General features: G+C 71.8%; 17 protein-coding genes. 10 read left to right on the top strand and 7 right to left on the bottom strand.

The genetic code is table 11. The features are described 5' to 3' along the window. The first annotated feature begins 40 nt into the window (after positions 1-40). The 5 genes from BJY18_RS13350 to BJY18_RS13330 all read left to right on the top strand — a co-directional run bounded on the left by BJY18_RS13350 (position 41) and on the right by BJY18_RS13330 (position 4343). Positions 41-733: a TetR family transcriptional regulator gene (locus BJY18_RS13350; protein WP_184780283.1), complete on the top strand. Its 693-nt coding sequence runs from the start codon at positions 41-43 to the stop codon at positions 731-733. 76 nt (positions 734-809) lie between these two features. After that, complete coding sequence (locus BJY18_RS13345; RefSeq protein ID WP_184780282.1) at positions 810-1916, top strand: Re/Si-specific NAD(P)(+) transhydrogenase subunit alpha; 1107 nt, start codon at positions 810-812, stop codon at positions 1914-1916. 2 nt (positions 1917-1918) lie between these two features. After that, entirely contained in the window at positions 1919-2227 is a 309-nt protein-coding gene (locus BJY18_RS13340; RefSeq protein ID WP_184784598.1) for an NAD(P) transhydrogenase subunit alpha part 2, read from the top strand. Then, complete coding sequence (locus BJY18_RS13335; protein WP_184780281.1) at positions 2224-3615, top strand: NAD(P)(+) transhydrogenase (Re/Si-specific) subunit beta; 1392 nt, start codon at positions 2224-2226, stop codon at positions 3613-3615. Before BJY18_RS13340 ends, BJY18_RS13335 begins: the two co-directional genes overlap by 4 nt. Next, positions 3612-4343: a lipoate--protein ligase family protein gene (locus tag BJY18_RS13330; RefSeq protein WP_184780280.1), complete on the top strand. Its 732-nt coding sequence runs from the start codon at positions 3612-3614 to the stop codon at positions 4341-4343. Before BJY18_RS13335 ends, BJY18_RS13330 begins: the two co-directional genes overlap by 4 nt. An 18-nt stretch (positions 4344-4361) precedes the next feature. Here BJY18_RS13330 and BJY18_RS36830 read toward each other — a convergent pair whose 3' ends face one another. After that, positions 4362-5522: an Lsr2 dimerization domain-containing protein gene (locus BJY18_RS36830; protein WP_246458860.1), complete on the bottom strand. Its 1161-nt coding sequence runs from the start codon at positions 5520-5522 to the stop codon at positions 4362-4364. Positions 5523-5667: 145 nt separating this feature from the next. Here BJY18_RS36830 and BJY18_RS13320 point away from each other — a divergent pair, with 145 nt between their 5' ends. Beyond that, positions 5668-7062: a dihydrolipoyl dehydrogenase family protein gene (locus BJY18_RS13320; protein ID WP_184780279.1), complete on the top strand. Its 1395-nt coding sequence runs from the start codon at positions 5668-5670 to the stop codon at positions 7060-7062. A gap of 9 nt (positions 7063-7071) precedes the next feature. Here the strand turns inward: BJY18_RS13320 and BJY18_RS13315 are convergent, their stop codons facing one another. After that, positions 7072-9207: a hypothetical protein gene (locus BJY18_RS13315; protein ID WP_184780278.1), complete on the bottom strand. Its 2136-nt coding sequence runs from the start codon at positions 9205-9207 to the stop codon at positions 7072-7074. Between the two features lie 259 nt (positions 9208-9466). On the opposite strand from BJY18_RS13315, the gene BJY18_RS13310 reads away from it, so the two are divergent. Next, a complete protein-coding gene (locus BJY18_RS13310; protein ID WP_184780277.1) occupies positions 9467-9970 on the top strand; it encodes a DUF3145 domain-containing protein in 504 nt (167 codons plus the stop codon). A 24-nt stretch (positions 9971-9994) separates the two neighbouring features. Then, complete coding sequence (locus BJY18_RS13305) at positions 9995-10591, top strand: hypothetical protein (RefSeq protein ID WP_184780276.1); 597 nt, start codon at positions 9995-9997, stop codon at positions 10589-10591. Positions 10592-10646: 55 nt separating this feature from the next. On the opposite strand, the gene BJY18_RS13300 is transcribed toward BJY18_RS13305, so the two are convergent. The 5 genes from BJY18_RS13300 to BJY18_RS13280 all read right to left on the bottom strand — a co-directional run bounded on the left by BJY18_RS13300 (position 10647) and on the right by BJY18_RS13280 (position 15541). Then, positions 10647-11897: a beta-ketoacyl-[acyl-carrier-protein] synthase family protein gene (locus BJY18_RS13300; RefSeq protein WP_184780275.1), complete on the bottom strand. Its 1251-nt coding sequence runs from the start codon at positions 11895-11897 to the stop codon at positions 10647-10649. Positions 11898-11957: 60 nt separating this feature from the next. Beyond that, positions 11958-12203 carry an acyl carrier protein gene (locus BJY18_RS13295; protein ID WP_184780274.1) on the bottom strand — a complete coding sequence of 82 codons (246 nt, stop codon included), beginning with the start codon at positions 12201-12203 and terminating at the stop codon, positions 11958-11960. A gap of 73 nt (positions 12204-12276) precedes the next feature. Next, positions 12277-13260, bottom strand: coding sequence for a beta-ketoacyl-ACP synthase III (locus BJY18_RS13290; protein ID WP_184780273.1), 984 nt, complete (start codon positions 13258-13260; stop codon positions 12277-12279). After that, complete coding sequence (locus BJY18_RS13285; protein ID WP_184780272.1) at positions 13257-14168, bottom strand: ACP S-malonyltransferase; 912 nt, start codon at positions 14166-14168, stop codon at positions 13257-13259. Before BJY18_RS13285 ends, BJY18_RS13290 begins: the two co-directional genes overlap by 4 nt. 158 nt (positions 14169-14326) lie before the next feature. Next, complete coding sequence (locus BJY18_RS13280) at positions 14327-15541, bottom strand: PucR family transcriptional regulator (RefSeq protein ID WP_184780271.1); 1215 nt, start codon at positions 15539-15541, stop codon at positions 14327-14329. 147 nt (positions 15542-15688) lie between these two features. Here BJY18_RS13280 and BJY18_RS13275 point away from each other — a divergent pair, with 147 nt between their 5' ends. Both BJY18_RS13275 and BJY18_RS13270 read left to right on the top strand, forming a co-directional pair. Further along, positions 15689-16612, top strand: a complete 924-nt coding sequence (locus BJY18_RS13275) for an ABC transporter ATP-binding protein (RefSeq protein WP_184780270.1) — start codon at positions 15689-15691, stop codon at positions 16610-16612. After that, the gene (locus BJY18_RS13270; protein WP_184780269.1) at positions 16609-17823 is read left to right on the top strand and encodes an ABC transporter permease; all 1215 of its coding nucleotides are present in this window, start codon (positions 16609-16611) and stop codon (positions 17821-17823) included. The genes BJY18_RS13275 and BJY18_RS13270 overlap by 4 nt, the downstream gene beginning before the upstream one ends. Positions 17824-18564 lie beyond the last annotated feature (741 nt).

Here is an 18564-nt window from a genome sequence, read left to right as displayed (position 1 = left end):
GACCGGCCACTCTGTCAACGTGGGAGCGAGGTGATGTGACGTGGGGCACGTGGCGGACGCCAGTACGCTTCCCGACGTGTCGACAACCGGGGAGCCGGCCGCTGCGGTGAGCCGGCAGGAGCGCAAGCAGCGCACCCGGCAGGCGCTGCTCGACGCGGCGCTGGAGCTGCTCGCCGAGCGCGGGTTCGCCAGCCTTTCGCTGCGTGAGGTCGCCAAGCACGCCGGCATCGTGCCGACCGCGTTCTACCGGCACTTCTCGTCGATGGAGGAGCTGGGCATCGCGCTGGTCGAGGAGACCACCCGCACGCTGCGCGGCATGCTCCGCGCGGACCGCACCGAGCCCGGTAGCTACGAGGGGATGATCCGGGCCTCCGTGCGGACCCTGCACCGGCAGGTCCGCGCGAACGAGGACCACTTCCGCTTCGTGACGCGCGAGCGTTACGCCGGGACCGGGCCGGTGTCCCGCGCGATCGCGGTGGAGCTGCGGATGTTCGCCGGCGACCTGGCCGTGGACCTGGCCCGGTTCGACTACCTGCGCGCCTGGCCCACCGAGGACCTGCAGCTGCTGGCCGACCTCATCGTCACGGCCATGATCGCCACCGTCGTCGACCTGCTGGAGACCCGGCCCGGCGACTCCGCGGCGGACGAGCGCACGGTGTCGGCCGCGGAGAAACGCCTGCGGATGATCCTGGTCGGGGTGCCGCAGTGGCGGCCTCCGTCCCGGTCAACGTGATCGAGCTGACTAGGGCAGCCGCTTCGCGCGTGGTAGAACTCGCACGTCCGATGATCCTCACGGTCGAGGAGGTCGCGTGGCGGAAAGCGGAAGCCGGCTCACGGTCGGCGTGGTCACCGAATCCCGCCCTGGCGAAAGCCGGGTCGCGCTGGTACCGAAGCTCGTATCGAGGCTGGCGACGCGCGGCCTGAGCACCATCGTCGAACGCGGCGCCGGGGCCGGCGCGCAGCTGGCCGACGAAGCGTACGTCGAAGCGGGCGCCGAGCTCGGTGATCCCTGGCAGGCGGACGTCGTGGTCAAGGTCGCCGCGCCGACGGCGGAGGAGATCGGGAAGCTCAAGCGGGGCACCGTGCTGATCGGGTTCCTCGATCCCCGCGGCGATCCGGACGGGATCGCCGCGCTTGAGCAGGCGGGCATCCGGGCGTTCGCGATGGAGGCGGTGCCGCGCATCTCGCGGGCACAGGCGATGGACGCGCTGTCGTCGCAGAGCAGTGTCGCCGGATACCGCGCGGTGTTGCTGGCCGCGGAGAAGCTGAACCGGTTCTTCCCGATGCTCACCACCGCGGCCGGCACCGTGCCGCCGGCGAAGGTGCTGGTCCTCGGTGCCGGCGTGGCCGGGTTGCAGGCGCTGGCCACGGCGAAGCGGCTCGGCGCCCAGACCACCGGTTACGACGTGCGGCCCGAGGTCGGTGAGCAGGTCCGGTCCCTCGGCGCACAGTTCCTGGACCTGGGCATCGAGGCGGTCGGCGAGGGCGGCTACGCCCGGGAGCTGACCGAGGAGGAGCGCGCCGAACAGCAACGCCGGCTCACCGAGGCGATCACGAAGTTCGACGTCGTGGTCACCACCGCGCTCGTGCCCGGCCGTAAGGCCCCGACTCTAGTCACCGAGGACGCGGTGCGGGGTATGCCGGCCGGCGGCGTGGTGCTCGACCTGGCCGGGGAGTCCGGCGGCAACTGCGAGCTGAGCCGCCCGGGGGAGGACATCGTGGCGCACGGCGTCACGGTCAGCGCGCCGCTCAACCTGCCCGCCGGGATGCCGGCGCACGCGAGCGAGCTGTACGCGCGCAACGTCACCGAGCTCCTGGAACTGCTCGTGACCACCGAGGGCGAGCTTCGGCTCGACTTCTCCGACGAGGTCGTCGCCGGTGCCTGCGTGGCCGGCCGGGAAGGGAGCGAGTCGTGACGCTGGTGGAAAACCTGGCCGTGCTCGTGCTCGCGGGTTTCGTGGGCTTCGCGGTCATTTCGAAGGTGCCGAACACCCTGCACACGCCGTTGATGTCGGGCACCAACGCGATCCACGGCATCGTGCTGCTCGGCGGGCTGATCGTGCTCGGCCTCGGCGTCGACGGGGTGCTGAACAAGGTGCTGCTGGTGATCGCGATCGCCTTCGGCACGATCAACGTGGTCGGCGGATTCCTCGTGACCGACCGGATGCTGGCCATGTTCAAGGGCAAGAAGCCGGGCTCCGGTGAGGATGAGGAGGCGGGCAAGTGACCCAGCTCGTCGCGGTCCTCTACATCGTCGCGTTCGCCCTGTTCATCTACGGCCTGATGGGGCTGACCGGCCCGCGCACCGCGGTGCGCGGCAACTGGATTGCCGCGGGCGGCATGGTGATCGCGGTGATCGCCACGCTGCTCACCCCGGGCATGGGCAACTGGCTGCTGATCATCCTCGGCGTCGCGATCGGCGCGCTGGTCGGCGTGCCGTCCGCGCGCAAGGTGAAGATGACCGCGATGCCGCAGATGGTGGCGCTGTTCAACGGCGTCGGTGGTGGCGCGGTCGCGCTCATCGCGTGGGTGGAATTCCACAACACCGACGGGTACGCGCACGAACCGCTCTACGTGGCGATCGCGTCGCTGTTCGCCGCGCTGATCGGATCGATCTCGTTCTGGGGCTCGAACGTCGCGTTCGGCAAGCTGCAGGAGCTGATCACCGGCCGGCCGGTCACCCTCGGGAAACTGCAGCAGCCCCTGAACGTGCTCGTGCTGCTGGTCGCGGCCGCGTGTGCGGTGGTGATCGCCGCGGGCGGGGACGCCGAGCTGCTGATGATCGGTCTGCTGGTCGCGGCCGCGGTGCTGGGCCTGTTGGTGGTGCTGCCGATCGGCGGCGCGGACATGCCGGTGGTGATCTCGCTGCTGAACGCGTTCACCGGGCTGTCCGCGGCGGCGATGGGGCTCGCCCTGTCGAACACCGCGCTGATCGTGGCGGGCATGATCGTCGGCGCGTCCGGGTCGATCCTCACCAACCTGATGGCGAAGGCGATGAACCGGTCCATCCCGGCGATCGTGGCAGGCGGGTTCGGTGGCGGCTCCGCCGTCGCCGGGGGTGCGCCGGGTTCCGGCGAGGTGCGGCCGGTCCGCAGCACGAGTGCCGCGGACACGGCGATCCAGATGGCCTACGCGAGCAAGGTCGTGGTGGTGCCCGGCTACGGGATGGCCGTGGCGCAGGCCCAGCACACCGTGCGGGAGATGGCGAAACTACTGGAGGGCAAGGGAATCGAGGTCGCCTACGCGATCCACCCGGTGGCCGGGCGGATGCCGGGGCACATGAACGTGCTGCTCGCCGAGGCCGACGTGCCCTACGAGCAGCTGCGGGAGATGGACGAGATCAACTCCGAGTTCGGCCAGACCGACGTGGCGCTCGTGATCGGCGCGAACGACGTGACGAACCCGGCCGCGCAGACCGATCCGTCCTCGCCGATCTACGGCATGCCGATCCTGAAGGTCAACGAGAGCCGTTCGGTGATCGTGCTCAAGCGCGGGATGAGCTCGGGCTTCGCCGGCATCGACAACGAGCTGTTCTACGATCCCAAGACCAGCATGCTCTTCGGGGACGCGAAGTCCTCGGTGGGCGAGATCGTGGAGGAACTGAAAACCCTATGACCGACGGGTCGGACGTGCGGGCCGAGTTCGCGGATCCGACCGAGAACCTCGCCTTCGACGAGGCACTGCTGCGGGAGGCCCCGACGGCGCCGGTGCTGTGGCTGTGGCGCAATCCGGTGTGCGTGGTGGTCGGGCGCGGGCAGAAGCTCGCGCGAGAGGTCCGGGTGGCCGAGTGCGCCCGCGACGGCGTGCCGGTGCTGCGTCGTGCTTCCGGCGGCGGCACGGTGTTCCACGACCCCGGGAACCTCAACGTGACGATGCTGCTGCCCGGCCCCACGGACCGTCCGATGGACATGCTCGGCCGGCTGATGACGGGTGTGGTGGAGCGGCTGGGCCTGCCGCCGCGGCTGGGCGATCGGGGCGTGTTCGTGGGTCCGGCGAAGCTGTGCGGATTCGCGGTGTTCCGCACGAAGGAAGGCCTGCTCGCGCACTCGACGCTGCTCGTCGACACGGACGCCGCCCGGGTCGGCGCCTACCTGACCGGCCCGCCGCCGGACCCGAAACCCCTGGATTCCCACCGCAGCGCGGTGGCGTCGCTGGCGGACCACGGCGTGCACCCGGCCGAGGGCGAGGTGGAGACGGTGGTCCGCACGGTCGCCGCCGAACTGCTCGGCCCGCTCCCCCCACGCCCCCCTGCTGCTGCGGAACTGACCCGGCAGCAGGAACTCCTGCGCACGCGCTACCACTACCCGCCGTGGCACACCGAGGGACGGCAACGCCCAGCCTGATCCCCCCCCAGCCTGATTTCAGCTGCCGGAAGAGAACCGAACCACGGGAACGTTCCGCGCGGCCCGGCGCGCCCTGGCCGGCGCCGCGGAGGGATCGGTGAACGCGGGCTGGGGCGTGGTGGCCGCGCCCCGCGCCGGGACGGTGGCTTTGCCGCTGCTGGCCTTGCTGCCGGTCGCGGCTTTGCTGCCAGTGGCGGTGGTGGCGGCTTTGCCAGTCGCGGTGGTGCCGGTGGCGGGCTTGCTGCGAGTTGTTGCGGCGGCTTTGGAGGTGGTGACCCTGTTAGCGGCCGCAGTGGTGCCGGTGGCCGGCTTGCTGTGGGTTGGGGTGGTGGTCGACGCCTTGGCTCGGGTTGTGGTTTTCGCTGTGGTCCGAGCCGGGGTGGCGGCCGCGTTTCCCCTGGGGCGGGCAGTGGGCGGCGTGGCCGCGGCGGTGTTGCGGGCCGCGGCGGAGGTGGTGGTCCGGCGTGGCGGGGCAGTGGCCTTGCCGGTCGAACGGGTGGCTGCCGTCTTGGCCGGGTTTGCCTTCGCTCGTGCGGTCTTGGCGCCGGCCACCTTGGCCGTCGCCTTCGCGCCGCCGGCCTTGGCGGCCGTCGGCTTCGTGCCGCTGGTCTTGGCGGCCGTCGCCTTCGTGCCGCTGGTCTTGGCGGCCGTCGGCTTCGTGCCGGCCTTTGCGCCCGTGGCCTTCGTGCCGCTGGTCTTGGCGCCCGCAACCTTCGTCCCAGCCTTGGCGGCCGTGACCTTCGTGCCGGGCGTCTTCGTGCTGTCTGCCTTGGTTCCGGTCGCCTTCGCCGTGACTGGCTTCGTGCGCGCCGTCTTCCCCGGTGCCGTCGTGGCCGTGCTCGCCTTACTGACGTTCGCCTTGTCCACGGTTGCCTTGGCGGGCTTGGGTTTCTTCGCCACCGCCGGTTTGGCGGCCGCCGCGGCTCGGGTGCCGGCTGCCGGCTTTGCGGTGCTGCGTTTGGCTTTCTGCGCGCCGGGAAGGTATCGGGGCCGAAGCTTGCGCCCGCCCGTGCGGCGGCCGTGTGTGGTGTAGCGGCCGAGGAGGGCGCGGAGCGTGGCGGCGTTGCCCGGCGAGAGGTCGATGTCGTAGTCGGCGCCGTCGAGCGCGAACGTCACGGTCTCCGACGCCGGCTCGCCGGTCAGGTCGTCAGGGGTGCGGACAGCGGTGTTCTTGGCCATGGGAGTCTCCCGTGCTCGATCGAGGTCGTGCGTGCAACCGGCACGGCGACGCCCCGGTCCTCCCGGTGCCGCCGGTTTCTTGCAGCTCGCTGACGAGAGTAGCTGCTGGCTTGCGCGAACCCGCGTGGTGGTGTGCGCTGGGCGGATGGCAGAACAGACTTTCGACGTCGTGGTGATCGGCGCGGGCCCGGTCGGTGAGGTGGCCGCGGAACGGGCCGCCAAGGGCGGGCTGAAGGTGGCGCTCGTCGAACACGAACTGTTCGGCGGAGAATGCTCCTACTGGGCGTGCATCCCGAGCAAGGCGTTGCTGCGTCCGGGAAATCTGCTCGCCGCGGCCAAGCGGATCCCCGGCGTCCCGGTCGGCGACGCGCTCGAGCCCGCGCGCGTGCTCGAGCGCCGCGACTGGTTCACCGGCAAGGGTGACGACACCGGGCAGGTCGACTGGGCGCGTGGCGCGGGCATCGAGCCGGTGCGGGGCCACGGCCGGATCACCGGCGAACGCGAGGTGACGCTCGACGGCGGTGAGGTGCTCGTCGCACGGCACGCGGTGATCGTGTGCACGGGCAGCGTTCCGCGTCTGCCGTCGATCCCGGGGCTGGACACGATCCGGCCGTGGGGTTCGCGCGACGCGACGTCGGCGTCCGAGGTGCCGGCGCGGCTCGGCGTGCTCGGCGGAGGCGTGGTCGGGGTCGAGATGGCGCAGGCGTGGGCTCGGCTCGGCGCGCGGGTCGACCTCGTGATCACCGGCCCGCGGCCGCTGCCGAAGCTGCCGCAGTTCGCCGGTGACCTGCTGCTCGACGGGCTGCGCGAAGCGGGCGTGCTGGTGCACACCTCGTCCGGGCTCGAGGAAGTGTCCGCTGTGGACGGCGGTACCGCGCTGAAGCTCACCGGCGGTGCCGAACTGGTCGTGGACGAGCTGCTGGTCGCGACCGGCCGCACGCCGGCGACCGGCGACGTCGGCCTCGACGTGCTGGGCCTGTCCGCCGGCGATCCACTCGAGATCGACGACAGCGGCCGGGTGTCCGCTGTGGACGGTGGCTGGCTCTACGCGGCCGGTGACGTGACCGGCCGGGCGCTGCTGACCCACCAGGGCAAGTACGAGGCGCGCGTCGCCGGGGACTCGGTGGCCGCGCGGGCCGGTGGTGCGGAAATCCCGACCGGGCCGTGGAGCCGGTACAGCGCCACCGCCGACCACCGCGCGGTGCCGCAAGTGGTGTTCACCGATCCGGAGGTGACGTCGGTCGGGCTGACGGAGGCGCGCGAGGGCTCCGCCGACCGGGTCGTGGACCTCGACATCGCGGTCGCCGGTTCGTCACTGCACGCCGACGGGTACGCCGGCAAGGCGCGGATGGTCGTGGACACCGAACGGGGAGTGGTGCTCGGCGTGACGTTCGTCGGCCAGGACGTGTCCGAGCTGCTGCACTCGGCGACGATCGCGGTGGTCGGCGAGGTGCCGCTGGACCGGCTGTGGCACGCGGTGCCGTCGTTCCCGACGATCAGCGAGGTGTGGCTGCGGCTGCTGGAGGAGTACGGGCTCTGAGCCGCCGGTTCAGGACGGAAGCGAAAGCTCGAGTGCGCCGGCAGCGGCGCGGGCGAGGCCGGGATCGTCCGGAGTGGACGGTCCCGGCAGCCAGACCGCCTGCACCAGCCGCACGCCGTCACCCTCGAGCTTGCTGGTGTAGGCGGCCCCGTCGAACTGCGGGGCCGCGCCCGGCCACTCGCCGGTCTCGGTGGCGACGTCGAGGATCCCGCCGCCGCCCGGAGTGTCCGCGACCTCCTTGAAGTGCGTGGCCTGCCCGGCGTCGGGAAACTCGACCACGGCGACGGTGACCGCGGCGGCCCGCCCGTCCACCTCCGCGGTGTAGCTGGCCCGGCGTACCGAGGAACAGCTCGTCTGCTGGAGGCTGCCCTGGACGTCCCCGAAGGCGTGCGAGGCACACCGCTGGTCGGCGCTGCTCGCCCGCGGCTCGAAACTGAGGCTGGGCGCCGCCGCACTGCTCGGCGGGGCGCTGCTGGCCGGTGCCGGATTGTTCGCCGGCGCGCTGCTGGTCGCCGGGGGAGCCGCGGCCTCCCCGCTGTCCCCGCCACTGGTCGCGACGACCACCGCGGCCACCACCAGCACGACCAGCAACGCGATCGCTCCGAGCGGCACCCACCGCCCGGTCCGGGACGGCTGGGCCGCGCTGGTCGCGGCCCCTCCCGACCCGGCCGGCGGCGGCTCGTCGGGAGGCGCCGCCCTCGGCGACGGTGACGGCGGGTGCGCGTGTGACGAACCACTGGCGGCCGGCTCCGGGAACGGCCGCGGCCGGCTCGGCGGCGCCGAAGCGGCCGAGGCACCGGCGTCGGAAGCTGTCCGGACCGCAGGTGCTCCGGCCGGGGCGGGATGGGCTGTGCCGGAGGGAGTCGCACCATCTCCGTCCGCAGCCGAGCCCGAGGTGGCCACCTCGGACGAAGCGGGCCCGATCGAGGCGGACCGGGTCTCCGAAGCCGCTTTGTACGAGCCGGGGCGATCGGGGGATGCGATCTTCTCCGTCGGTGGCTCGACGGATTCGGTCGGTGCTTCGGCGAACACGTCCGGTTCGTCTTCCGTCGACGGTCGCGGGGCCACCGCCGGAATCGGCCGGATCGACGGGATCACCGGTGGTGGCGGGGGCACCGACACGATGCGGGGACGCGGCGTGCCGGGGGAGGCGGCACTGCCGGAGGCACCCGCCGGAGACGGAACCGGACGGGGCGCGGGCACCGGGCCTTCGCCACCGGGCTCTCCGCTGGGCGGCGCGGGAACGGAATCCCCGCCGCGAGTCCCGGATTCAGACGCTCCGCCGACGGAGCCGGAAGCAACGCCTCCGTCACCGGCCACCGGGGAAGGGGCGGGGCCCGAGGCAGCCCCCGGAACCGAAGGTGCGGCAGCGCTCGGACCCGCGGCAGCGGCAGGGCCGAACGCAGCAGCAACTCCCGAACCCGTGGCGTCGGCAGGGCCAGGGCGCGGAGCAGAACCCGAGGCGGCCCCCGGTGCCAGAGGAGCTACCGGCGCGGGGTGCCCGGCCGGGGAAGAGCCGGCGACCGGCGGGACCGGGGTGTCGTCGGCGAAGCGCACGAAGCCTTCGCCCAGCAGGGTCTCGTCGGACAGTTCCGGGGTGTCCGGGGCGAGAGCGGCGATCAGCGCGCGTGCCTGGTCCACCGAACGCGGGTGCCGCGCGGTGGCCAGCGAAACCGTGGCGGCGAGCATGGCCGTCGGGCTCGGGTGCAGGACCCGGACCGGGCCGGCCAGATCGCCGGGGGGCTGCTCCACCGTCTCCACGTACGGGCCGACCGCGATGATCGTGCCGACCGGGCCGCCGCCCAGCTCCGCGATGCGGCGTTCGCAGTCCTGGGCCAGGTCGAGTGCCTCGGTGGCCGGGTTGACCGCTTCTTCGCCGTGCACCAGCGGCCAGCCGTCGGCCTTCCAGGGACCGCTCAGCGGGGCTTCCAGGCGCAGCGCCGGATCCGGCAGGTCGACGCCGATCACGACCAGCACGCCGGTGGGCAGCAGCACGACCGCCTCCACCGGGACGTCGCCGGCCGGGCGGGCTCCGACCAGCGCGATGCCGCCGATCACCGTGCTCCCCCGGCCGAGGGAGGCCAGCGCGGCCCGCACGTCCTCCGCGACGCGCGAGGGCTGTTGCCCGAGGCGGACCAGTCGCACCGAAACCCTCCTCACCCCGACCGTTTCCGGGGCACCACGCTAGCGTGCCGGGCACGCGGAAACGTGGTAAACGGGTGCGCGTCGGCGTGGCTCACCTCAACGGGGGTTCCCGAGCGACTTGTGGTGTTCGTGTGGCCAAACAGCACTGTTGAGGTGCACAATGTGCTACACAGTCGGGGTAGCCGTGGTGGCCGGCAGCCTGCGCAGTTCGAGAGGTCGTAGGGGAAGACGTCCCTCGTCGAACAAGCGGAGGTCAGCAGTGAGCACCCGTGGCAACACCCGAGGCGTGGTGTACGTCCACTCGTCGCCGTCTGCGGTGTGTCCGCACGTCGAGTGGGCCATTTCGGGCACCCTGGGTGCCCGTGTCGAGCTGAAGTGGACGGCGCAGCCGGCCAGTCCGGGACAGCTGCGCGCCGAATGCGGCTGGCGCGCGCCCGCGGGCACCGGCGCCAAGCTGGTCGCCGCGCTCAAGGCGTGGCCGATGCTGCGGTTCGAAGTCACCGAGGAACCCAGCACCGGCGTCGACGGCGAGCGGTTCTGCTTCGCGCCCGGCCTCGGCCTCTGGCACGGCCGAACCAGCGCCAACGGCGACATCGTGGTCGGCGAGGACCAGCTGCGCGCGCTCGTCAGCATGACCCGCGGGGGTGAGACCCTCGCGCACAAGCTCGACGAACTGCTGGCCGCCGCGTGGGACGAGGCGCTCGAGCCCTACCGGCACGCCGGCGACGGCGCCCCGGTCACCTGGCTGCACCAGGTCGGGTGATCCGGGCGCGGTACCCTCACCCGGGTGAGCGCCCAATCGCCGTCCCGCCAGCGGTGGCTGATCCCCGTGCTCGTCGTGGTGCTGTCCGTGACCGTCGCCGGCGGCCTGCTCGCCCGCGAGCTCTACCACCGCGGTACCGACGAGATGCAGCCCGGCGTCCTGCCGATCACCGTGCCTTCGTCCACCTCGGACGGACCGCGTGACGAGCCGGGGCCGGCCCGGGTCGAGATCACGCCGGACGCGGCCGGGCATCCGCTGGGTGACGCGGTGCGTGACGCGCTGCAGGGCTACTTCGACGCGCTGAACGCGAAGAACTACGGCATGTGGAGCAAGACGGTCACCCGGGCCCGGCTGGAGCAGACGACCCCGGCGCTGTGGAAGCAGGACTTCCAGTCCACGAAAGACGGCAGCATCCTGCTGTACCGCATCGAGCCGGGTGCGCAGAACTCGCTGCGCGTGCTCGTCGGGTTCACCAGCACGCAGTCGCTGAACGAGGCGCCTCGGGACTTCCAGCACCCGTGCATCCGCTGGCGGCTGGTGCTGCCGATGAAGTTCGAGAACGGCTCCTACCGGATCGACACGGTCGAATCCGGCACCACCACCGAGCACGAAGCCTGCTGAACCGCACGAAAGAGGCCCCTCCACCAGGAGGGGCCTCTTTCCGTGACGTGCGCGATCAGCCCGCGGGAGTGAACAGCAGGGCGGTGTTGTGGCCGCCGAAGCCGAAGGAATTGCTGATCGCCGCGGTGAGCTCGACCTTGCGGTTCTCTCCCGACACCACGTCGAGCTGGACCTTCGGGTCGAGGTCGGCCAGGTTCAGCGTCGCCGGTACCACGCCCTCGGCGACCGCGAGCACGGTGGCGATGCCCTCGACCGCGCCGGCTCCGCCGACCAGGTGGCCGAGTGCGCCCTTCGGCGCGGTGACCACCGGGTGGTCGCCGATCGCCGACCGGATCGCGGCCGCCTCGCCGATGTCACCGACCACAGTGGACGTCGCGTGCGCGTTGACGTGGCCGATGTCCGAGGGCGACAGTGCCGCCATCGCCATCGCGGCCCGCATCGCGGCGATCTGCCCGATACCGTCCGGGTGGTTGCCGGTGATGTGGTAGGCGTCGGAGGTGATGCCGTAGCCGGCGAGCTTCGCGTAGATCCGCGCGCCGCGGGCCCTGGCGCGGTCGGCCCGCTCCAGCACCACGACGCCGGAACCCTCGCCCAGCACGAAGCCGTCGCGGCTGACGTCGAACGGCCGGGAGGCGGCCGCCGGGTCGTCGTTGCGCGTGGACACCGTGCGTGCCTGGGCGAAGCCGCCCAGGGTGATCGGGTGGATGCACGCCTCGGTGCCTCCCGCGACCACCACGTCGGCCCGCCCGGACCGGATCATCTCGAAGCCGTTGGCGATGCCCTCGGCGCCGGAGGCGCACGCCGAAGCCGGGGAGTGCACCCCAGCCCGCGCCTTCAGGTCGATGCTGACGTGCGCGGCCGGGCCGTTGGGCATCAGCATCGGCACGGTCAGCGGCGACACCTTGCGAAGACCCTGCTGCTGCAACAGCTCGTTCTGGGACAGCAGGGTGACCGGACCGCCCACCCCGGTGCCGATGGACACGCCGAGGCGTTCCGGTTCGACGTCGGTGTGCTCGTCGGTCTGCTCGGCGAACCCGGCGTCGGACCATGCCTGGCGGGCGGCGATCAGCGCGACCTGCTCGCAGCGGTCGAGCCGGCGGGCCTGCACGCGCGGCAGGATGTCCGTGGGCTCGACGGCGAGCGTGGCGCCGATCTTCACCGGGAGGCCGAGTTCCTCGACCCAGTCCGCCTCGAGCCTGCGGATCCCGCTGCGGCCGGCCAGCAGGCCGTCCCAGGTGGACGCGACGTCCCCGCCCAGCGGAGTGGTCGCACCCATGCCGGTGATCACGACGTCGATGTTGCTCATGGAGAGTCTCCCCAAGGTCGGCTCCGGGCCGGGACGCCCCGGCCCGGCTACGAAGAGGACTTACTTGGCGTTGGCGGACACGTAGTTCACCGCGTCGCCCACGGTCTTCAGGTTGGCCAGCTCGTCGTCCGGGATCTTGACGCCGAACTTGTCCTCGGCCTGCACGGCGATCTCGACCATCGACAGCGAGTCGATGTCCAGGTCGTCCACGAACGACTTCTCGGCGGTGACGTCGTCCTGAGTCACCCCGGCCACCTCTTCGACGATCTCGGCGAGGCCGGCGAGGATCTCAGCGTTGTCAGCCATCGGTGTTGTTTCCCTTCTCGGTTCTTCTCGAGGTCCACCTCGCGGGCACGGCGCCCGCGAGGGAAGTATCCACTCAGGGCAGGACGAAGACCTGCCCGGCATACGACAGCCCGGCGCCGAAGCCGACCGCCAGCACCACGTCTCCGGACTTCACGGTGCCCGCCCTGCGCATGTGGTCCAGCGCCAGCGGGATCGACGCCGACGAGGTGTTGCCCGAGTACCTGATGTCGTCGGCCACGAGCAGGTCCTCACGGGCGCCCTTGGCCCGCAGCTTCTTCGCGATCGACTCGACGATGCGCAGGTTCGCCTGGTGCGGCACGAGGACGTCCACTTCGGACGGCTGCACCCCGGCGGCCTCCAGTGCGCGCAGCGCGATCGGCGCGATCTGCGTGGTCGCCCACCGGAAGACCGACTGGCCCTCCTGGTAGATGAACTTGTGCTCACGCATGTAGATCAGGTCGACGAGGTCGCCCGCGCTGCCCCACACCACCGGCCCGATGCCCGGTTCCCCGGCCGCGCCGACCACGGCCGCGCCCGCGCCGTCGGCGAAGATGATCGCGTTCGCGCGGTCGGTCGGCTCGATCCAGTCGGTGAGCTTCTCGGCGCCGATCACCAGGACCTTTTTCGCCGAGCCGGCGCGGATCAGGTCCGAGGCCAGGCCGAGGCCGTAGCAGAAGCCGGCGCACGCCGCGTTCAGGTCGAACGCGCCCGGGCTCGGGATGCCGATCCGGGCGGCGACCTGGGCGGCCGCGTTCGGGATCTGCGAGGGCATCGTGCAGTTCGGCAGAATCACCGTGTCCACTTCGGACGGCTCGACGCCGGCGTCGGCCAGCGCCGCGGTGCCCGCGGCCACCGCGAAGTCGACCAGCAGCTCGTCCTTCTCGGCGAACCGGCGTTCGATGATGCCGACGCGGTCGCGGATCCACTGGTCGTTGGTATCCATCAGCTGCGACAGGTCGTCGTTGGTCACGACCTTGTCCGGCTGATGGCTGCCGAACCCGAGGATCCGGGCGCCGGCGGCGCCGGTGGTCTGACGCAGGCGGGGACGGTCGGTCACTGGATGCCCTCCTCGCGCAGTGCCGCCAGCTCGGCGGGCGACTTCAGCGCGGTGGTAGTGGTGACCACGCCCTTGAGCTGCCGCCGGACCAGGCCGGTCAGGGTGCCCGCGGGCGCGAGTTCGACGGTGTGGTCCACGCCGAGCGAGGCGAGCCCGGCCATGGTCAGGTCCCAGCGGACCGGACGGGTCACCTGGGCGACGAGCCGCCGCAGGTACTCGGCGCCGCTGGTGACCACCTGGCCGTCGGCGTTGGACAGCAGGGGGCGCGTGGGGTCGGCCGGGGTGAGGCCGGCGGCGTGCTCGCGCACGGCGTCTTCCGCGGGCGCCATGTAGGGCGTGTGGAAGGCGCCGGCCACCTTGAGCGCACGGATCTTCGTGCCCTCCATCGGTTCGGCGACGATGTGCTCGATCGTCGCGGCGGCGCCGGAGGCCACGATCTGGCCGGCGCCGTTGCGGTTGGCCGCGGTCAGGCCCTGGCCCTCGAGCCAGGCGACGACCTCGTCCGGGTCGCCGAGCATCACCGCGGCCATCGAGGTCGGCTCTAGCGCGCACGCCTTGGCCATCTCGGCGCCGCGGACCGCGGCCAGCGCGATCGCGTCGGCCGGGGACAGCACGCCGGCGATCGCGGCGGCGGCGAGCTCGCCCACCGAGTGCCCGGCCACCGGCGCGTCGCCGGGCAGCGGCACGTACTCGGCGGTGAGCAGGGAGAGCGCGACGATGAGCGGCTGGGCGACCGCGGTGTCCTGGATCTCCTCGGCGCCGGCCTCGGTGCCGAGCCGGAGCAGGTCGAGCCCGGCCTGGGCGGACCACTCCTGCACGCGCGCGCGAGCGCCGTCGAGCTCGAGCCACGGGGTGAGCATGCCGGGGGCCTGGGAACCCTGGCCGGGGGAGAGGACTGCACGTGTCACGGTCTCTATGAGACCACGGGACGGGTGCGATCTTCAGATGCGGCCGGTCACCAAGTCCGTGCGAGGTTATTGGAGGAAACCTCCAAAGACCCGCCGTGGATCTCGCTCCTTAACCCATTGGCCTTGTGGGATTCAACCAGCGTGTGCCGTGAAGTCCGTCACCAGAGACCGCGGGCGCGGGCCAGCCTGCCGACGGTCAGCGCGACCCGCAGGACGAGGGCGTCGCGGGGGTCGGTGGGGTTGCGGCCGGTCACTTCGGTGGCTTTGCGGAGCCGGTAGCGGACGGTGTTGGGGTGCACGAACAACGCCTGGGCGCAGCGTTCCAGTACGCCGCCGTTGTCCAGGTAGGTCTCCACGGTGCGCTGCAGGGCCGCGCCTGCCTCCTCCAGTGGCCGGGCGACCTGGTCCACGAGCAGCCGTTCGGCGCCGGGGTCGCCGGACAGCGCGCGTTCGGGCAGCAGGTCGTCGGAGCGTGCCGGACGCGGCGCGCCGGGCCAGCCGACCACGGCGCGCAACCCGGACAGCGCCTCGGCCGCGCTGTGGTGCGCCTCGGCCAGAGTGGGCACGGTCGGGCCGGCGACCACCGGTCCTTCGGCGAACACAGTGGACATCCGCGCGAGGATTTCGCGGTCCTTCGGTCCGCCTTCGGTGGCTCCGCCGATCACCAGCACCAGCCGGGAACCCTGCACGGACAGCAGAACCGGGCGTCCGACCCGGGCGGCACGGGCGCGGACCTCGAACACCACTGTGGGCGGATCGTCCGACGGCGGGTTGCCCACCAGCACGGTCGCCATCCCGGCCGGATCCCAGCCCAGCGCGGCCGCGCGGGACAACACGGCCTCCTCGGCGTCGCCGCGGACGATGCCGTCCACGACGAGGGCCTCGAGCCGGGCGTCCCAGGCACCACGCGCTTCCGCGGCGGCAGCGTAGGAATTGGCCGCGGCGAACGCGATTTCCCGGCCGTAGCGCAGAATCCCCTCGATGAGCGCGGCCCGTTCCGCCTCGTTCGCGGCGAATTCCGGCAGCTGCTCCTCGAACACCTCGATCGCCAGCCGGACCATGCCCACCGCCTGGCGCAGGCTGATCCAGCGCGACAGCTCGGCGGGCGCGTCGCGGAACGCCTCCGTGGTGAACTTCAGCGCTTCCTTCGCGTCACGCAGCCAGCTGACGAACCCGGCGGCCCCCGCCTGCGTGATGAGCAGGACGCTGGCCCGCTGGTCGGCGGGCAGCCTGCCGAACCCCACCAGCCGCTCTTCCATGACCGCGACACTGGCGCTCGCCAGCCGCCCGGAGGCGCGCTCGAGGTCGCGCAGGGTCTTCGCGGACAGTCCGTGGTGCTTGGGCACCCGGCGCCCGCCCTTCGTGTCAGCCATGTCGGCCCGATCCTACGTGGACGGCCGGTCCGCAACTTTCGGCGGCGGACACGCAACCGGTGCAGGTGGGCGGGCCGGGTGGGCACTGCCTACGATCGGCAGCCGGGTGGGGTAAGTCACCCGTGGACGAGCGAAGGGGGACGGGCGATGGCAGAGCCCGGGCTGGAGATCGACGGGATCTCCAAGAGGTACGGCGCCGTGGTGGCGTTGCAGCAGATGACATTCGACGTGCGGCCGGGCGAATTGTTCGGATTCGTGGGCAGCAACGGCGCGGGCAAGACGACGACCATGCGCATCAGCCTCGGGGTGCTGAGCGCCGACGCCGGCGAGGTGCGCTACGCGGGGCAGCGGATCACGCACGAGACCCGCCGGCACATCGGGTACATGCCCGAGGAGCGCGGTCTGTACCCGAAGATGAAGGTGGGGGAGCAGCTGACCTACCTCGCCCGGTTGCACGGGATGCGTGCCGGCGAGGCGAAGGCGTCCACGCAGCGGTGGACCGAACGGCTCGGCGTGGCCGCGCGCCGGGACGACGAGGTGGAGAAGCTCAGCCTCGGCAACCAGCAGCGGGTGCAGCTGGCCGCCGCGCTGGTGCACGAGCCGCGGATCCTGGTGCTGGACGAGCCGTTCTCCGGGCTCGACCCGGTGGCGGTGGACGTGATGAGCGCGGTGCTGCGGGAGAAGGCGGCCGAGGGCGTGCCGGTGGTGTTTTCCAGCCACCAGCTGGACCTCGTGGAACGGCTGTGCGACCGCATCGGGATCGTCCGGAGTGGACGGATGGAGGCCTGCGGTTCGGTGCCGGAGCTGCGTTCCGGGGCCGGCGGTGCGACGCGGGTGTCGGTGGACGCGCCGTCCGCGCCACCGGACTGGGCGGCCGCGCTGCCCGGCGTGACCGTGCTGGGCCGCAAGGGCGACGTGACCGAGCTCGAACTGGAACCGGGCGCGGACGACCAGGCGGTGCTGCGGGCCGCGCTGGCGACCGGGCCGGTGCGGGAGTTCGCGCGGAAGCAGCCGTCGCTGACCGAGCTGTTCCGTTCCGTCGTGGCCGAGCACCAGGAGGCGGCGGCATGAGCACGCGCGAAGTGCAGATGAGCCCGGTGTCCGCGGTGGGGCTGGTGGCCTCGCGCGAGATCGGCACCCGGCTGAAGTCCAAGGCCTACCGGATCACCACGCTGGTCATGCTGATCATCGTGGTCGCGCTGGTCGTGGTGTTCAAGTTCATCGGCGGTGGCGGCGGAGCGGACGCGACGGTCGGCTACGTGCCCTCCGCGGCGCAGCTGGCCGCGCCGCTGACCGCGACGGCGAAGACCCTCGACCAGAACGTCGCCACGCAAGCGGTGCCCGACCAGGCGGCGGGCGAGGCGAAGCTGCGGGACGGTTCGCTGGACGCGCTGCTGGTGCAGGACGCGCAGCGGGTGCACGTCCAGGTGCAGAAAACGCTCGACGGCACGCTGAAGAACGCGCTCACCGTGCTCGCCGGGCAGGTGGCGCTCGACCAGCAGATCACCGGCCTCGGCGGTGATCCGGCGCAGGTGCGCCAGGCGATGGCGAGCGCGTCGGTCGACGAGCTGCCACCGCTGGAGAAGCCCTACGACTACGACGGCCAGCAGCTCACGCTGGGCATCATCGCGGGCATCCTGATCTACTTCTCGCTCATGCTCAACGGCCAGATCGTGGCGCAGGGGGTGGTCGAGGAGAAGACGTCGCGGGTGGTCGAACTGCTGCTGTCCACGATCAAACCGTGGCAGCTGATGGCCGGGAAGGTGCTGGGCATCGGCACGGTCGGGCTGATCCAGATGCTCGCGATCGGGGTGGTCGGCCTCGCGGCCGGGCTCGGGTTCGGGGTGCTGACCATTTCGGTGTCCGCCGCGGTCGGCACCGTGATCTGGCTGATCGTCTGGTACCTGCTCGGGTTCTTCATGTACTCGATCGTCTTCGCCGCGCTGGGTGCGCTGGTGTCGCGGCAGGAGGACGTCGGCGGCACGACGATGCCCGCGCTGCTGCTGGTGATCGCCGGATACGTGGTCGGGATCTCGGTGCTGCCCTCGGACCCGTCGAACACGTTCGCCGAAGTGCTGTCGGTGATCCCGTTCTTCGCGCCCACCTTGATGCCGATGCGCCTGGCGATGGGCGGTGTCCCGGTCTGGGAAGCGGTGGTGTCGGTGGGACTGGTGGTGCTGCTGATCCCGCTGCTGATCTGGCTGGCCGCCCGCATCTACCGCAACGCGGTCATGCGCACCGGCGCGAAGGTCAAACTGAGCGACGCCCTCCGGGCAGCGTGAGGCCGGCCCTCCCCGGCCGACCGTGACGAGGCCGGTCACCCCGGACGTGATTCCCGGGGTGACCGGCCTTCGGTTTTTCTGGTCTGCCGGTTTTCAGGTCGGCGGCGGGCACCGGTGGGTCGGCGGGCATGGCAGGTTGGTGAGTTGGAGGGCATGGCGGGCTCGTGAGTTGGCGGGCACGGTCGGTTGGCGGGGGTTCGCGGGCCCGGCGGAGTGACGGCGGGTCAGTGGGCCGTCGGTTCCCCGCAGGAGCGAGGCAGTGCTGTGCAGTGTGGCTCTTGCACGCAGAGCGCTGTGCAGTGTGGCTCTTGCACGCGGAGCGTGCCGTGGATCGCAGTGCCGTGGTGCGGTGTTCTGCAGTGCGGCGTGATCGTGGATCGGCCGAGGCCTGGGTGACAGCCGCTCCCTGTCCTCAGGGGCTGGGTGACAGCCACTCTCTGGCGTTGGGGGCTGGGTGACAGCCACAGCACTCTGTCCTTGATGTCCGGAAAGTGCGTCTATCTCGCCGCATTCCGGCAAGTTGAAATCCTGCCTCCGCCGCCCGGCGGTCGTCCGGAAGACGGCCGAGCCGGTATGTCGTGGGTGGCCGGGCGGTGAACAGACCCCGGTCAGGAGGAAAACGCGAACGCGGTTCGTAAGGCCGGCGAAAGATTTCCCGCCGAATATCGGTGAGTCATCCGTCAGCTATCGGCGAGCCACTCGTCAACTATCCGTGAGGCGCCCGTGAGGTATCGGCGAGCC

It is taken from the genome of Amycolatopsis jiangsuensis (genome assembly GCF_014204865.1).
GTDB lineage: Bacteria > Actinomycetota > Actinomycetes > Mycobacteriales > Pseudonocardiaceae > Amycolatopsis > Amycolatopsis jiangsuensis.
The sequence above is the reverse complement of the archived record's forward strand: the minus strand, read 5'-3'. Positions and strand labels throughout refer to the sequence as shown.

What these genes read in the sequence shown, in the direction of transcription:
- BJY18_RS13330 (WP_184780280.1), top strand. Translation starts at nt 3,612, where the DNA reads ATGACCGACGGGTCGGACGTGCGGGCCGAGTTCGCGGATCCGACCGAG.
- BJY18_RS36830 (WP_246458860.1), bottom strand. Translation starts at nt 5,522, where the DNA reads ATGGCCAAGAACACCGCTGTCCGCACCCCTGACGACCTGACCGGCGAG.
- BJY18_RS13320 (WP_184780279.1), top strand. Translation starts at nt 5,668, where the DNA reads ATGGCAGAACAGACTTTCGACGTCGTGGTGATCGGCGCGGGCCCGGTC.
- BJY18_RS13300 (WP_184780275.1), bottom strand. Translation starts at nt 11,897, where the DNA reads ATGAGCAACATCGACGTCGTGATCACCGGCATGGGTGCGACCACTCCG.
- BJY18_RS13295 (WP_184780274.1), bottom strand. Translation starts at nt 12,203, where the DNA reads ATGGCTGACAACGCTGAGATCCTCGCCGGCCTCGCCGAGATCGTCGAA.
- BJY18_RS13280 (WP_184780271.1), bottom strand. Translation starts at nt 15,541, where the DNA reads ATGGCTGACACGAAGGGCGGGCGCCGGGTGCCCAAGCACCACGGACTG.
- BJY18_RS13275 (WP_184780270.1), top strand. Translation starts at nt 15,689, where the DNA reads ATGGCAGAGCCCGGGCTGGAGATCGACGGGATCTCCAAGAGGTACGGC.
- BJY18_RS13270 (WP_184780269.1), top strand. Translation starts at nt 16,609, where the DNA reads ATGAGCACGCGCGAAGTGCAGATGAGCCCGGTGTCCGCGGTGGGGCTG.